We start from the raw sequence: 14,110 nt of genomic DNA, 5'->3' as shown, positions 1-14,110 counted from the left end.
CACGGCTCTACCAGAAATCAGGCGCGACATCCCGCCGCGGCCCTACCCGCCGCGCTTCAAGGTCTCGCGGGCGATGACCAACTGCTGGATCTGGCTGGTGCCCTCGTAGATGCGGAAGATCCGGACGTCGCGGTACAGCCGTTCGATTCCGTAGTCGGCGACATAGCCCGCGCCGCCGAACACCTGCACGGCCCGATCGGCCACCCGGCCGACCATCTCCGAGGCGAAGAGTTTCGAGGCCGCCGCCTCCAGGGTGACGCCGACGCCGGTGTCGCGCTTGCGGGCCGTCTCGAGAACCAGGGCCCTGGCCGCCAGGGCTTCGGTCTTGCTGTCGGCGATCATCGCCTGGATCAGCTGGAAGCTGGCGATCGGCTGGCCGAACTGCTTGCGCTCGCTGGCATAGGCCACGCAGTCGGCGATCAGCCGCTCGGCCACGCCCACGCAGACGGCGGCGATGTGCAGGCGGCCGCGGTCCAGCACCTGCATGGCGACCTTGAAGCCCTCGCCTTCCTCGCCGAGCCGGTTCCAGGCCGGGACGCGGACGTTGTCGAAAGTGACGTCGTGAATGTGCGCGCCCTGCTGGCCCATCTTCTTCTCGGGCTTGCTGACCGACAGCCCCGGCAGGTCACGCGGGACCAGGAAGGCCGACACGCCGCCCCCGCCCTTCACGTCGGGATTGGTGCGGGCCATCACCGTGAACAGCGAGGCCTTGCCGGCGTTGGTGATGTAGCGCTTGGCGCCGTTCAGGACGTAGCAGTCGCCGTCCAGCGTGGCGCGGGTCTGCACCGCGGCGCTGTCGGAACCGGCTTCAGGCTCGGTCAGGGCGAACGAGGTGATGATTTCGCCGGACGCGATGCCGGGCAGCCACTTGGCCTTCTGGTCGTCGGTTCCGAACATCACCAGGCCCTGGCTGCCGATCCCGACATTGGTGCCGAACACCGAGCGAAAGGCCGGCGAGGCGCGGCCCAGCTCGACGGCCACCAGCGCCTCTTCCTCCATGTTGAGGCCCAGGCCGCCAAATTCTTCTGGAATCGACAGGCCGAAGAGACCCAGGCCCTTCATTTCCTCGACGATGTCGGCGGGCACCGCGTCGTCCTCGGCGACCTTGGCCTCGATCGGGCGCAGGCGCTCCGCGACGAAGCGGGCCACCGTCTCGATCAGTTGCTCGCGGGTTTCCAGATCGAGGGCCATGCGCTTCTCCCGGCATCAAACACTTGTTTTGACCAGGACTGTAGCGATGGCCCCCGAGAATGGAAGAGAGCGAATGGAAGGGCCTAGCGCGCCGCCTTTTCCGCCTGAGCCAGCACGCTCTTGCGCATGCCGTAGGCGAGATAGACCACCGCCCCGATGATGTGAGCGAACAGGAAGTAGATCTGGGTCTTGGCCGGCAGGCTGTAGAACAGATAGAGGCAGCCCAGGATGCCGGCCGGGGCCACGATCTGCCAGGCCGGGGTCGAGAACACGCGCGGACGGTTGGGCTCGCGACGGCGCAGCACGATCACCGACAGGCCCACGGCGATGAACGCCGCCAGGGTGCCGGCATTGGCCAGCTCGGCGATGTCCTTCAGCGACAGGAAGCCCGACAGCACCGCCGACAGGGCGCCGGTCAGCAGGGTCATGACCACCGGCGTGCCGGTCTTGGCGTTGACCTTCGACAGGGCGCGCGGCAGCAGGCCGTCGCGGGCCATGACGAAGAAGATCCGGCTCTGGCCGTACATGAAGGCCAGGATCACGGTCGGCAGGGCCACGACGGCGGCCAGGGCCACCAGCTGGGCCATCTTGCCGTGCCGCAGGCTCTCCAGGATGAAGACCAGCGGCGCCTCGCTCTTGGAGAAGATCTCGGTGCGCGACGCGCCGATCGAGGCGGCGGCGACGATCATGTAGATGGCCGTGCAGGCGGCCATCGAGCCGACGATGCCGATGGTCAGGTCGCGCTTGGGGTTCTTGGTCTCCTCGGCGGCGGTCGAGACCGCGTCGAAGCCGTAGAAGGCGAAGAAGATCAGGCTGGCGGCGGCCATCACGCCAATCTTGGCTTGGTCTGCCCCGCCTCCGGCGGGCACATGGGCCGAGAAGCCGTTGGGCATGAACGGGGTGAAGTGGCTGGCGTCGAAGGCCGGCAGGCACAGGACCACGAAGATGACCAGGGCGATGATCTTCACGAAGACCAGGACCATGTTGACCGTGGCGCTCTCGCGGGTGCCCAGGGCCAGCAGGCCCGCCACCGCCATCGAGATGATCACGGCCGGCAGGTTGACCACGCCGCCAGCGTGCGGTCCGGCCAGCAGGTAGTCCGGAAAGCCCGCCATCTTGAACAGGCCGTGGGCGTGGGCCGACCAGCCGACGGCGACCGCCGCGCAGACCAGGGTGTATTCGAGGATCAGGCTCCAGCCGACGAACCAGGCGACCGGCTCGCCCATGGCCGCGTAGCTGTAGGTGTAGGCGCTGCCCGCCGCCGGCATCAGAGTCGACAGCTCCGCGTAGCACAGCGCGGCGCAGGCGCAGACCGCCCCGGCGATCAGGAACGACAGGATCACGCCCGGCCCGGCCAGGCCCGCGCCGACGCCGGTCAGGGTGTAGATGCCGGTGCCGACGATGGCCCCGACGCCCAGGGCGACCAGGTGATACCAGCTCAGGGTCTTCTTCAGTTGATGGCTGTCCGCGTGGCCCGCGGTGATGGTGTCGATCGACTTGCGTCGCGTCCAGATGCTCACTTGGGGGGTCCCTCCGACTCTTGGCCGGGACCATGGAGCGGGTTTCGTGCTCCGCCAAGGCCTGATCTTTAGAAGAATATTCTCGTCAGGGCGTAGGCCAGGACGGCGACGGCGACGGTGACCGTTCCCAGCATGACCGCCAGCTTCGGCTCGACCTCCAGCAAGGCCTTGGGGCCGAGCTTGGCCGAAATGGCCCCGACGCCGGCCAGCAGCAGGAAGCCGGAGCAGGCCGCCATGGTCGTGACCAGGACGGGCGGGATCAGGCCCAGGCCCCGGCATGCGGCGAGCGCCGCGAAGCCTAGAACAAAAAGCGGCGGCGCCTTGAGCCCGCCGACCACGCCGCCTTCCTGGGTGCGGGTCAGCATCAGGCCGATCAGGACGACCGCCGGGCCCAGCCAGACGATTCGGGCCAGCTTGGCCAGCGCCGCCGTGCCGGCCACTTCCGGAGAGACCGAAGCCCCGGCCCCGGCCACCTGGGCGACGTCGTGGATCGAGAGGCCGAAGAACACGCCCGACTGGTGGGCGCTCAGACCCAGGGCGTGGGCGATCGGCGGATAGGCCAGCATGGCCACCGTCGACAGCAGGTTGACGCCGACGATGACGAGCGCCGTCGTGCGCTGGTTGGCCGGGCTGGCCGGCGCGGCCTGTGACGCCGCGAGCGCGGCGGAGGCGCCGCAGATCGAGCAGGCGGCCGCCGCGATCAGAGCCTCGGCGAACGGCAGGCCCAGGGCCGTGCCCGCCAGGGCGCCGACGCCCAGCCCGCCCAGCACCACGGCGCCGCTGGCGACGATGGCCGGACCGCCCAGGGCGGCGAACTCGCTCCAGCTGATCTGGGCGCCCATCATGGCCACGCCCAGCCGCAGGCCGGGCTTGGCGAAGACGTCCAGACCCGCGCCCAGCTGGGCCTGCAGGCCCAGGGCGCCGAGCATCATGCCCAGCACCACCGCGACCAGCGGCGCCGGGGCGTGCAGGCTCGTGGACAGCAGCTTGGCCAGGATCGCCAGCAGCAGGCCGGCGACCAGGCCGGGACCCAGCTTGCCGGCGCTCAGGCGCAGGGCGGCGGTCGTCATCCGCGGACGGTCTCGCCCGAAATCTGGCCCGAGATCGGCGCGGACGCGGCGAAATGCGCCTCGGCCTTGGCGCAGCGGCTGGACAGCCGCTCGTGCAGGCGGCGCACCGTCTGGCTGCCGGTGCGCTCGAAGGCGAACGGCAGGACGCCGTGGACGAGGCAGGCCAGACCCGCGCCCAGCAGGGTGAAGCCAAAGCCCCAGGCCACGCCCATGTGCTGGCCATAGCTTTCGCCGACTGACTTGGGATGACGCGTGAAGGACAGGTCCATGGGAGCCTCGCTGCTGTGCCGAGGCGCCCTAGGATGGCGAGGATTCGAAGAAAGACATGGTTTGAAAGGTTACCCGTTCCGCGATACGGAGAATTTCATTCTCCAAAACAGGGGATCGCGAGATGATTGATCTCGATCAAATCGACCGCCGCCTGCTGGCCCTGCTGCAGGAGGACGCCACCGTCGCCATCGCCGAGCTGGCCGAGCGGGTCGGCCTCAGCCAGACCCCGTGCTGGAAGCGGATCAAGCGCCTGCAGGACGCCGGCGTCATCACCGCCCGCGTCGCCCTGCTGGACCGCGCGGCCCTGGACCTTTCCCTGACCGTCTTCGTGGCGGTCAAGACCGGCCGCCACGACGAGGCCTGGCTGACCCAGTTCGCGGCCGGCGCCAGTTCCCTGCCCGAGGTCGTCGAGTTCTACCGGATGAGCGGCGAGGTCGACTATCTGCTCAAGGTCGTGGTCAAGGACATCGCCGCCTATGACCGCTTCTACAAGCGCCTGATCGCCACCGCCCCGCTGACCGACGTCTCGTCCAGCTTCGCCATGGAGCAGATCAAGTTCACGACGGCCCTGCCGATCTGCCCGAGCTGATCTCCCTTCCCCCTGGATGGGGGGAAGGAACGTGTTTCAGCATCCTCGCGCCGTGCGGCTGCGAGGGGAGTGAAAGGGACGCGGAGCGCCGGGCGACGCCCGGAGTGTGAGTAAGTAGATACCGTTTCGACGAAGCCGGAGCGCTCCGCGTAGTCCGTTATCCGGAAGCCTTCGAGAGCGCGGGGTCTTAACCCGCTCCCGAGGTTTGGGCCTCCGACGGGCGGGCCAGGGCGACGAGCCCTGGTCCCGGACGCACGGGCGATTTCAGCCCACGCCTGCCGCGTCCGCCGAACCCTCGCCGCCAGGGCTTCGCCCCATGTTTCAGGGAACCCGCCGCTGGATCGGTCGCGAAGGCGCCTCCGAAGAAGCCCCGACGAGCGCTACCCGCTCGACCACCCCTGACAGCCGTCACGATCGCCGGCCGGACGTCCCTTCCAAGCCGTCAGGTGGAGTCAGTATGGGGGCGAGCTGAACGCGGATCATTCAGGGGCGAGAAAAATCGACAAACGGTTGATTTCTTTGGGCTCGATCGCGCCAACGCCGGGGATACAGCGCGCTCAATCCCCTCTCTCTTAGAGAGAGGAAGGGGCCCATCGCGCCGCGATGGGAGGGTGAGTGGTTACACCCTCAGCCGGCGTGCCGGCGCATCGCTCGCAGCGGCGCCAAGATCGTCCCCGGGCTTCGCCTACCCACTCACCCTCCCACGCCTACGGCGCGGGCCCCTCCCTCTCTCCATGAGAGAGGGATTTTGAGCGCGCGATCCCCCTCGGTGAGAAAGCCCTTCCGCCCCGGAAGAGCGCCCCCCCTTACATCTCACGGCGAGACGATCGCAGGGCTGTCCAGGTCACTCAAGGCCGACGCTTCGCGTCGCCGCGCGCGGTCGCCGGAGGCGAGCCTTGACTGACCTGGACAGCCCTGCACGCTGCAGCCTCCAAGAGATTTAAGGCGGGCTCCGACCGTGGGGCGTCGGCTTTCAACTCCCTAGTGCTCTTGTCAAAACCGCCCTAAAGCGACTCTAGCGAAGGTATCAGTTTAGGCCTTTGAATACCTACAACATGGCGTTGATAGCGGCATCGACATTCTCGAGACCACCTTGGTGTGCCTCACCAAGCTGAAGCTTGGCCTCGTTTAATTTGTCTCTGATCCGTCTCTGAACGATATGCTCCTCCAGCCCATCGCATTCAGTTCTCACGGCTTCGGCCATGGATAGCAACTCAGCCGGCAAGCTTTCAGTTAGTTGAGTCGAAAATATTCTCGAAATATTCTGATCACTGTCGTGAACCTGATCTCTAGCCGGCCCGAACGTAAGATACTTCAGGAGAAAATCTAGAGAAAGAACCGGCGAATGCTTAACCGATAACCAAACATCCCGATCAATATCCTGTCCCATTTTGAACGCATAGCGGTCAAGGGTTAACCACCAGCTGCTATAACCTAGACTTGACTTTCCATGCTGCTTGGCGCGTTCGGCCAAGACCGCAAGAGTGTTCTCTGCGTCATGCCTAGCAAGGCGATCGACCGCCAAGTTGTAGACCTCAACGCCCCCTCGACGGGCGTCTTGGACTTTTCTCCAGTATTCAAAAACGGCGTCCCTAAGCTCTCTCGGCAAATTGTCCGGCTCTGGGGGTTGCTCAACAAAAACACCGAGCTTCTTGAGGTAATCCGCGAGATCCTGCTCGGGCGAAAAGGTCCCCATGAAGTTCTCTAGCCACGATGAGAACTTATCCTTTTTACCTCCGCCGAGAATGTATCGTGCGCAGACGTAGGGGACATTTCCTTCCCAGGAATTGCTGCGTGCATACTGCCTAGAACGATTGAGATGACGCTCAACCTCTTCAAGAACCCCAGGCGTCATATACAACTTAACGCCAGCCCGCCTTGCTTGATCAAGCATGGATGAGAAAGGCCTAGAATGCGGAGCAAATATAGTCTCCGGAAATATCGGAAGCAAGACACTTGTATCGAGCCAAATCTCTCCGTGAGAGAATAGTTTCTTTGTGACCGACTGAACGTCCGGCGTCTCACTCAGGAACGCAAAAAGGGTATAGCTATCTGCAAGAACCTTTAAGTATGCCAACATGGCAGGGCTAGGGCTATTTAGAAGAGAACTTACGACATATATTGCGTAAGATACGGATTCCCTACCCGATATTATGTCTGACTTTATTTTTTGGGCGGCAATCTGCTTTATATCCGCATCATTCATCGGCGGGGAACTATCCCGATTAACCGCCGCCGCAAACTCCTCCCCCCGCTTTAGGAAATATGTTTCCACAATCTCCCTTATAGCTGAGAGAAAGTCCGTAAGATTAGATACGGCTACATCTCTCGATAGCGCCACTATGTCTGTCACCTCCTTCTCAAACGCCAGCTTCTTTAGAAGCAGACGCGAGGACGCATCTTTGATCCTCTCTGCCTCATCAGCGCGAATGTGAAAGGTGTCGTCGGAGCCCCATTCTGTAATGGCGGCTTTCTTGAGGCGAGTAAGAGCAGCATCTACAAATGGCTTGAGACGGTGCTCATCATGCTGCGGAAGGAAAGCGTGAACTCGCTTGTAGATATCCTCTCTTGAAACTCTTTCATCTCTATTAGACCCATGAAGAGCAGCCCTCACGAGGGCTTCGAAGGAAGATCTAGTTAGATTTCGCCCAGCAACCTCATCTTGACGCTGCATCTCCAGGTATACGAGAGCCGTCCCAGCTTCCCTATTGCTGATGGCGCTAGGTCCGCTGGAGATATTCTTATCTATAAGAAGTGGATCAACAATTGCGCGCGCCAGATCTTCAGCCGCCTGAGCGCGCCCATCCCCAAGAGTCATCCTGTCCAAGAACCAGTTCTTGTCGAGGACATCAAGGAATACACCAGCTTTTCTGGCTTCCGACTTTATCTTGTCACCTCGCGCGCCAATGGTCTGATTGGTCACGTAGGTCAAAGATTTCACATGAGGAAATGTCTTGGCCAGACGAACAAGCGTCGCCTTTATTTTCGGCTCCCAGGCTAGCTGAACGGAGTACTGGAATACGAACGTAGGTTCGCTATCAGGATGATAAAACTCGGCGTCGCGACCACCATCGCCAGATGGAGATGCCATTGTGCGCAAGTGTGGGTAGTCCGGCACCAAGAACCGAGAAGCTAGCGCCTCGAATCTCGCCCAGTCGCTTCCTTTGAGCTGATCAAGCGCCAACTCGAAGCGTTCCCTAGTGATCGTCATTTTGTCTCTATTAGATGGCTTGACCATAGCTGTGGCGTAGCTCACTCACGATGGCAACCCTATCGGGTCGAGGCATCACCCAATCTAGTGATGGTTGAAGTCACAACTACGACTGCCAGACTCTCCGGGGCAACGTTACGCTGTCGCCGACACTTTTCAGAGGAAGCACCACGTTGGCTGTGCCCGCGGTTCGGTAGAAGTGACACTCGAGCGGCGCGGGTCGATCGCGCCCATTCCCGGGCGCAGATGAACCTTCGCCCGCCCCCCTACTCCGGCCACAAATCCTGCACATCGCCCTTCCTGTTCAGCATGTGCGTGGCCCGCTTGATCAGCATCAGCAGGCGCTCTTTGCGGCCGTCCTTGTCGTAGGTCAGGGTCGTTCTCGCCAGGCCCTCCAGCATGAAGCGCGCCAGGTCGCGGCTGGCCTGGAACCTCGGACCCGCCCCGGCGTGGAGGATCTTCAGGAAGTGGTCGCCGGCCTGGGCGCGGTCGAACTCGGCCTGGGCGGGGGCCAGCAGGGCGTGGATGGCCGGGTCGGTGCGGCCGGCGTCCTCCAGCTCGCCGAAGGCCAGGAACGGCACGCTGTGCAGCAGGTCCCAGTAGCTGTCGATCGCGTGCTCGGTGACGTCGGCGCCGGCGGGCAGGTTCTCGGCGGCGGCGCGGAACAGGGTCGAGCGCTCGGCCTGGATGTGGGCCACGGCGGCCTCGACCAGGGCCTCGCGGGTGGGGAAGTGATAGAGCATCGCCCCGCGCGTCAGGCCGGCGGCGTCGGCGATCACCGGGTTGGTGGCGGCGTGGTAGCCGATCTCGGCGATCAGGCGCATCGCCTGGTCCAGAATCCGCGCGCGGGTCTTCTGGGATTTCGGCGTGTCCTTGGCGAGGCGGGCGGCGTCCATGCCGGTGATCTAGTCCCCGCGATGCTGCACCGCAACAGGCTTGCCGCGCCTGGGCAACCCCAAGCGGCGAAAGGGATTGCTTATCGGTCCAGAATTTTGACAATGACGTCGAAACTGCGCATTTCGCGGGCAGACGGCGGACCGCCGCGAGGGCGCGGCGGCTTAACGCGCGGTAAATCCGCCGCGGCTCCATTTCATCAAAGCGACATGCAATCAGCTTAATCGCCTGCCGTTGGCCGCCATCTTCCGATCCGGGGACGGAGTGATCTCGCGGCGCCACACGGGGTTTCGACATGAGCGCCGACGTCGCCGTTCGCCGCTACCGCTCCATCTTCATCAGCGACCTGCACCTGGGCACGCGCGGCTGCCAGGCCGAGCTGCTGCTGGACTTCATCCGCCACGTCGAGTGCGACAAGCTGTATCTGGTCGGCGACATCATCGACGGCTGGAAGCTGCGCAGCGGCTGGTACTGGCCCCAGGCCCACAACGACGTGGTCCAGAAGATCCTGCGGATGGCGCGAAAGGGGACGGAGGTGATCTATGTCCCCGGCAATCACGACGACCGGATCCGCGACTTCTGCGGCGTCCACTTCGGCGGGGTGATCGTGGCGCGCGACGTGATCCACGAGGCGGCCGACGGCAAGCGCTACCTGGTTGTCCACGGCGACGAGTTCGACGGCATCGTCCAGCACGCCAAGTGGCTCGCCTTCCTCGGGGATTGGTCCTATAGAACCATCCTCATGCTGAACACTCTGGTGAATCGCCTGCGGCGTCGCCTGGGGTTCGGTTATTGGAGTCTGTCGGCGTTTCTGAAGGTCAAGGTGAAGAACGCGTTGCAGTTCATCGAGAACTTCGAGGCCGCCGTGGCCGACGAAGCGCGACGTCGGGGGGTGGACGGCGTGATCTGTGGTCACATCCACAAGGCCGAGATGCGTGACATCGACGGCGTCCGCTACATCAACGACGGCGACTGGGTGGAAAGCTGCACGGCCCTGGCCGAGCACGCCGACGGCCATCTCGAGATCCTGGAATGGGCCAAGCTGCGCTCGTGGTCGGTGATCGACCGCGCCCGTTCGATCGCGCCTCAAGCCGCTGAAGCCGCCGACGAGCCGTTGCCGGAGCCCGCCGCCGCCTGATGCGAATTCTGCTTGCGACCGACGCCTGGGAGCCTCAAGTCAACGGGGTGGTCCGGACCCTGACCCGGGTGGTCGAGGAACTGCGCCTGATGGGCCACGAGGTCGACGTCGTCAGCCCCGAACAGTTCCCGACCTTCCCGCTGCCGACCTATCCCGAGATCAAGCTGGCGATCGGCGCCTATGAGCCGGTGCAGGAGCGCTTCAAGCAGTTCGAGCCCGAGGCGATCCACATCGCCACCGAGGGTCCGATCGGCCTGGCTGCGCGCCGCATCTGCCTGGAATGGAAGCTGCCGTTCACGACCAGCTACCACACCAAGTTCCCGGAATATGTCTCGGCCCGCCTGCCGCTGCCGCTGGCGGCCGGCTACACCTACATGCGCTGGTTCCACAAGCCGTCGGGCCGCCTGATGGTGGCCACGCCGACCATGCGCGACGAGCTGGCCAAGCACGGCTTCCGCAACCTCTCGCCCTGGTCGCGCGGGGTGGACACCGACATCTTCAAGCCGCGCGTCGAAGGCGATCCCGACCCGTTCGAGGGCCTGCCGCGCCCGATCTTCCTCAATGTCGGCCGCGTCGCCGTCGAGAAGAACATCGAGGCCTTCGCCAGCCTGGACCTGCCGGGGACCAAGGTCGTCATCGGCGACGGCCCCCAGCGCGAGGAGCTGGCCGAGAAGTATCCCGAGGTGAAGTTCCTGGGCGCCAAGTTCGGCGACGAGCTGGCCCGCTATTTCGGCGGGGCGGACGTGTTCTGCTTCCCGTCGCTGACCGACACCTTCGGCCTGGTGATCCTGGAGGCCATGGCCGCCGGCGTGCCGGTGGCGGCGTTCTCGGCCCCGGGTCCGGTCGACATCATCCCCGGCTCCAATGCCGGCGTGCTGGCGCCTGGCCAGACCGACGGCCTCAAGGAAGCCTGCCTGGCCTGCCTGGACCTGGACCGCGCCGTGGTCCGCAAGTTCGCCGAGAAGTTCTCGTGGCGCTCGTGCGCCGAGGAATTCTTCCGCAACCTGCAGCCCTATCCGGAGCCGGAAAAGACCCGCTTCTGGCGGCGGCTGCGGCGCCTGGCCCGGCTGCGCAAGAAGACGGCCGCCTAGAGCAGCCGTCCCTGCAGCCACAGGATGGCCGGATAGGTCGCCAGCCACGTCCAGAAGAACCGGTTGAGACCGAACAGGCAGGCATTGGCCAGGTGGAAGGTCGCCGCGACCGCCAGGCCGGCGATCAGGGCCGGCTTCCACAGCAGGGTCAGCGGGAAGGCCAGCTCGAAGCCCATCACCGCCCAGGACATCACCAGCAGCAGTTGGGGCCGCTGCGCCCACCGGCGCAGGCCTTGCGAGACCGGATAGGCCGAGAACTGGAAGACGTCGCGCAACGCGCGGCCCGAGCGCCAGTCGGGATTGACGATCTTGACCCCGCCCGAGATGAAGTAGCTGAGCATCAGCTGCGCGCCGAGATAGCCGAACGACAGCTCCTTGAGGGCCGGCGTGGGCAGCAGGCGGGTGAGGACCAGGCACCACAGCGCCAGCAGGCCCATGCGGTCGTTGCCGCCGTTATAGGGCCCCTGGAAGCGGTGAAGGATCAGCAGCGACAGCCCCGCCAGCCCGACCAACGGCCAGGGCGCGGCGATCCCGCCGGCCACCAGGACGCAGAGCAGGATCCGGACCGCGAACAGCGGCCGCTCGCCGGGCAGGCCGCGCAGGTGCTCGAGGCTCTGCTGGATCAGGGCCAGCGCCAGCAGGATCTCGGTCAGGCGGACGGCGGTCTCCTGGCTCATCGGATCTCGATGTCCTTGAGCAGCCGAGGCGCGGGCTGGACCATGACCTCCTCGGTCAGCGCCTCGCCGTCGCGGCTGACGAAGACCAGCCGAAAGCACAGCCACGGCCGCGCGGGGTCCTGGGGCTCGGCGACGAGATCGGCGGCGATGCGCTTGAACAGTTCGGCCTCGCTATGGGCCGGCGTACGGTCCTCGGCGAGGCGCTCGGCGCAGCTCATCACGAACAGGGTCTGGTTCCAGCGCGGGTTCCAGACCAGGCGCTTCAGCAGGGTGGCGATGGAGACATGCTCGGGCCTGGGCCGGAATTCCCGCCATGTGCAGCTGGTGTCGCCGGGCGAGGCCAGCAGAGCGTACTCGACGCGCGGAGCCGGCGCGATCACGTCGAAGAAGTTCCACGACGGGATCAGGGCGGGAAGCAGCAGCTTGAGGGGATCAGGCAGGGTCGGGATCGTCGGGCTCCTAGCCCGCGGGGCGCGGCTGTGCCGCGCGGATCTTCTGGAGCAGGTCCTTCAACTGTTCCTCCGACAGGGCGCCCCGGATCAGATAGCCGTTTATCACCAGGCCCGGCGTGCCTTGAAGCGTCAGCAGGGCGGCCTCGCGTTCATTGCGCGCCAGGATGGCGTCGATATCGCGGCCGTGGGCCTTCAGGTCATTCGCGAGCCTGGTCCAGTCGACGCCGGCCTGCTTGGCGACGGTGTCGACCATGCCCTTGTCGCTCAGCCGGGTGGGCGAGAGCATGAAAGCCCGATGCACCGCGTCGTACCGGCCTTGATAGGTCGCCGCCAGCGCCACGCGCGCCGCGTGCTCGGACACGTCGCCGAAGATCGGCCAATCCTTGTGGACCACGGCCAGGCGCCGGTCCGCCTTCAGGGCGTTGGCCAGCACCGGCTCCATGCGCTTGCAGTAGCCGCAGTTGTAGTCGGCATACATCACGACGATGACGTCCGGATCGGCCGCCCCGGCGCGCGGCGCGCCCGGCTCGCGCAGAAGGTCCTTGAACCCGTACTCGGCGGCGCCGGCCGGCGCGGAAAAGGCGAAAGCGACGAGAGCGGCGGCCAAGGCGATGGCGTGACGGAAAAGCATGCGATCCTCCGGGAACGGCCGATCAGCCGTCCTGCCCGCCCTTCTTCGGCTTGCACGGCTTGAGGATGACCTTGTCGATCCGCGAGCCGTCCATGTCGACGATCTCCAGGTCGAAGGCGCCGAGTGCGACGTGCTCGCCCTCGACCGGCAGGCGGCCCAGGCGGTCCAGGATCAGGCCGGCCACGGTATGGTAGCCGCCCTCGGCCTCGAAGTTCTCGCCCAGGTGATCGTTCAGCTCCTGGATGTCGAGGCGGGCGTCGATCAGCCAGCTGCCGTCCTCGCGACGGACGAAGCGCTTCTCGTCGTCCTCGTGGTCCTCGGGGAAGTCGCCGGCGATCATTTCCAGCAGGTCCAGGGGCGTGATCGCGCCCTGCAGCGAGCCGAACTCGTCGACGACCAGGGCCATATGCAGGCTGGTCTGCTTGAAGACCGCCAGGGCCTTGAGCAGCGACATGGTCTCCGGGATGGCGATCGGCTGCTGGACGTGGGCCTTGAGGTCGAGGGGTTCGTTCGACAGGCAGGCGTCCAGCAGGTCCTTCTTCAGCACCACGCCGACCCCGCCGTCGAGATCGTCGTCGGTGGCCACCAGGATGCGCGAGTGGGCGCTGGCGCGGATCTCGGTCAGCACCTGCTCGGGGCTGTCGGCCAGCGACACCCAGAACAGGTCGCGGCGCGGGGTCATGGCCACGCGGACGGGGCGGTCGCCCAGGCGCAGCACCTCATTGATCATCGCCCGCTCCTCGGGCTCGATCAGGCCGGCGTCGGCGCCCTCGGCCAGGACGGCTTCCATCTCCTCGGTGGTGACGCCGTTGTTGCGCTCGTCGCGCACGCCCATCAGCTTCAGCACGGCGGCCGTCGACACGGTCAGCAGGGTCACGAACGGGCGCAGCACCATGGCCACGATGGCCAGGAACGGCGACATGCGGCGGGCGATCACGTCCGGGAACATCAGGGCCAGGCGCTTGGGCACCAGTTCGCCCAGGATCACCGACACATAGGTCAGGCCGATGACCACGATCGTGGTGGCGATGCCTTCGGAATATTTGGCGATCGGCGGGAAACCCTCAAGCCAGTGGTCCAGCGCGCTGGCGATGGTGGCCTGGCCGTAGGCGCCGGCGAAGATGCCGATCAAGGTGATGCCGACCTGGACGGCCGACAGGAACCGCGTGGGGTGCTCGGCCATCTCCAGGGCCAGCTTGGCCCCTCTGTCGCCCCGTTCGGCGAAGCCTTGCAGGCGCGCCTTGCGGGCCGAGACGACGGCCAGTTCGGACATGGAAAAGACCCCGTTCAACAGAACGAGGAGGAAGACGACGGCGAGCGCGACGAGGATCATGGCCCTGCAGGGTCAAGGACGCGGGCCCGGACGGCGACCGCGG

General features: G+C 65.4%; 14 protein-coding genes. 4 read left to right on the top strand and 10 right to left on the bottom strand.

The annotated features are described in order from the left end of the window. Positions 1-42: 42 nt before the first annotated feature. From AC1RJ9_RS05175 to AC1RJ9_RS05160, 4 genes are all read right to left on the bottom strand, one after another. Positions 43-1,191 carry an acyl-CoA dehydrogenase family protein gene (locus AC1RJ9_RS05175; RefSeq protein ID WP_492836600.1) on the bottom strand — a complete coding sequence of 383 codons (1,149 nt, stop codon included), beginning with the start codon at positions 1,189-1,191 and terminating at the stop codon, positions 43-45. Between the two features lie 83 nt (positions 1,192-1,274). Then, positions 1,275-2,777, bottom strand: a complete 1,503-nt coding sequence (locus AC1RJ9_RS05170) for an amino acid permease (RefSeq protein WP_492836923.1) — start codon at positions 2,775-2,777, stop codon at positions 1,275-1,277. Between the two features lie 2 nt (positions 2,778-2,779). Next, positions 2,780-3,781 (bottom strand): putative sulfate exporter family transporter, encoded by a 1,002-nt coding sequence (locus AC1RJ9_RS05165; protein WP_492836599.1) that lies wholly within the window; start codon positions 3,779-3,781, stop codon positions 2,780-2,782. Next, entirely contained in the window at positions 3,778-4,050 is a 273-nt protein-coding gene (locus AC1RJ9_RS05160; protein WP_492836597.1) for a DUF6356 family protein, read from the bottom strand. Before AC1RJ9_RS05160 ends, AC1RJ9_RS05165 begins: the two co-directional genes overlap by 4 nt. 122 nt (positions 4,051-4,172) lie before the next feature. Between AC1RJ9_RS05160 and AC1RJ9_RS05155 the strand changes: the two genes are divergently transcribed. Together AC1RJ9_RS05155 and AC1RJ9_RS05150 are read left to right on the top strand one after the other, a co-directional pair. Continuing rightward, on the top strand, positions 4,173-4,640 hold the full coding sequence (locus tag AC1RJ9_RS05155) for an Lrp/AsnC family transcriptional regulator (RefSeq protein WP_492836595.1): 468 nt from the start codon (positions 4,173-4,175) through the stop codon (positions 4,638-4,640). An 810-nt stretch (positions 4,641-5,450) separates the two neighbouring features. After that, on the top strand, positions 5,451-5,540 hold the full coding sequence (locus AC1RJ9_RS05150) for a hypothetical protein (protein WP_492836922.1): 90 nt from the start codon (positions 5,451-5,453) through the stop codon (positions 5,538-5,540). A 148-nt stretch (positions 5,541-5,688) separates the two neighbouring features. On the opposite strand, the gene AC1RJ9_RS05145 is transcribed toward AC1RJ9_RS05150, so the two are convergent. Then, on the bottom strand, positions 5,689-7,851 hold the full coding sequence (locus tag AC1RJ9_RS05145) for a hypothetical protein (RefSeq protein WP_492853395.1): 2,163 nt from the start codon (positions 7,849-7,851) through the stop codon (positions 5,689-5,691). 266 nt (positions 7,852-8,117) lie between these two features. Beyond that, on the bottom strand, positions 8,118-8,747 hold the full coding sequence (locus AC1RJ9_RS05140; RefSeq protein ID WP_492836591.1) for a TetR/AcrR family transcriptional regulator: 630 nt from the start codon (positions 8,745-8,747) through the stop codon (positions 8,118-8,120). A gap of 293 nt (positions 8,748-9,040) precedes the next feature. Between AC1RJ9_RS05140 and AC1RJ9_RS05135 the strand changes: the two genes are divergently transcribed. Together AC1RJ9_RS05135 and AC1RJ9_RS05130 are read left to right on the top strand one after the other, a co-directional pair. Then, positions 9,041-9,883 (top strand): UDP-2,3-diacylglucosamine diphosphatase, encoded by an 843-nt coding sequence (locus AC1RJ9_RS05135; RefSeq protein ID WP_492836589.1) that lies wholly within the window; start codon positions 9,041-9,043, stop codon positions 9,881-9,883. Continuing rightward, positions 9,883-10,974, top strand: a complete 1,092-nt coding sequence (locus tag AC1RJ9_RS05130) for a glycosyltransferase family 4 protein (RefSeq protein ID WP_492836587.1) — start codon at positions 9,883-9,885, stop codon at positions 10,972-10,974. The genes AC1RJ9_RS05135 and AC1RJ9_RS05130 overlap by 1 nt, the downstream gene beginning before the upstream one ends. On the opposite strand, the gene AC1RJ9_RS05125 is transcribed toward AC1RJ9_RS05130, so the two are convergent. From AC1RJ9_RS05125 to AC1RJ9_RS05110, 4 genes are read right to left on the bottom strand one after another with little or no spacing between them, the layout of a single operon-like run. Next, complete coding sequence (locus AC1RJ9_RS05125) at positions 10,971-11,651, bottom strand: HTTM domain-containing protein (protein ID WP_492836585.1); 681 nt, start codon at positions 11,649-11,651, stop codon at positions 10,971-10,973. The two genes, AC1RJ9_RS05130 and AC1RJ9_RS05125, sit on opposite strands and share 4 nt — an antisense overlap. Then, the gene (locus tag AC1RJ9_RS05120; protein ID WP_492836921.1) at positions 11,648-12,100 is read right to left on the bottom strand and encodes a hypothetical protein; all 453 of its coding nucleotides are present in this window, start codon (positions 12,098-12,100) and stop codon (positions 11,648-11,650) included. The genes AC1RJ9_RS05125 and AC1RJ9_RS05120 overlap by 4 nt, the downstream gene beginning before the upstream one ends. A 10-nt stretch (positions 12,101-12,110) precedes the next feature. Continuing rightward, positions 12,111-12,734: a DsbA family protein gene (locus AC1RJ9_RS05115; RefSeq protein WP_492836583.1), complete on the bottom strand. Its 624-nt coding sequence runs from the start codon at positions 12,732-12,734 to the stop codon at positions 12,111-12,113. A 22-nt stretch (positions 12,735-12,756) separates the two neighbouring features. Next, entirely contained in the window at positions 12,757-14,067 is a 1,311-nt protein-coding gene (locus AC1RJ9_RS05110) for a hemolysin family protein (protein ID WP_492836581.1), read from the bottom strand. Between the last annotated feature and the right edge of the window lie 43 nt (positions 14,068-14,110).

The sequence above is a fragment of the Caulobacter sp. GW822-FHT07D08 genome, from assembly GCF_058798735.1.
Note: the sequence above shows the minus strand (reverse complement) of the source record. Positions and strands in the feature narration are given on the sequence as shown.

Excerpts from the sequence above, each read along its gene's own strand:
- AC1RJ9_RS05175 (WP_492836600.1), bottom strand. The coding sequence starts at position 1,191 with ATGGCCCTCGATCTGGAAACCCGCGAGCAACTGATCGAGACGGTGGCC.
- AC1RJ9_RS05165 (WP_492836599.1), bottom strand. The coding sequence starts at position 3,781 with ATGACGACCGCCGCCCTGCGCCTGAGCGCCGGCAAGCTGGGTCCCGGC.
- AC1RJ9_RS05160 (WP_492836597.1), bottom strand. The coding sequence starts at position 4,050 with ATGGACCTGTCCTTCACGCGTCATCCCAAGTCAGTCGGCGAAAGCTAT.
- AC1RJ9_RS05155 (WP_492836595.1), top strand. The coding sequence starts at position 4,173 with ATGATTGATCTCGATCAAATCGACCGCCGCCTGCTGGCCCTGCTGCAG.
- AC1RJ9_RS05145 (WP_492853395.1), bottom strand. The coding sequence starts at position 7,851 with ATGACGATCACTAGGGAACGCTTCGAGTTGGCGCTTGATCAGCTCAAA.
- AC1RJ9_RS05140 (WP_492836591.1), bottom strand. The coding sequence starts at position 8,747 with ATGGACGCCGCCCGCCTCGCCAAGGACACGCCGAAATCCCAGAAGACC.
- AC1RJ9_RS05135 (WP_492836589.1), top strand. The coding sequence starts at position 9,041 with ATGAGCGCCGACGTCGCCGTTCGCCGCTACCGCTCCATCTTCATCAGC.
- AC1RJ9_RS05130 (WP_492836587.1), top strand. The coding sequence starts at position 9,883 with ATGCGAATTCTGCTTGCGACCGACGCCTGGGAGCCTCAAGTCAACGGG.
- AC1RJ9_RS05125 (WP_492836585.1), bottom strand. The coding sequence starts at position 11,651 with ATGAGCCAGGAGACCGCCGTCCGCCTGACCGAGATCCTGCTGGCGCTG.
- AC1RJ9_RS05115 (WP_492836583.1), bottom strand. The coding sequence starts at position 12,734 with ATGCTTTTCCGTCACGCCATCGCCTTGGCCGCCGCTCTCGTCGCTTTC.
- AC1RJ9_RS05110 (WP_492836581.1), bottom strand. The coding sequence starts at position 14,067 with ATGATCCTCGTCGCGCTCGCCGTCGTCTTCCTCCTCGTTCTGTTGAAC.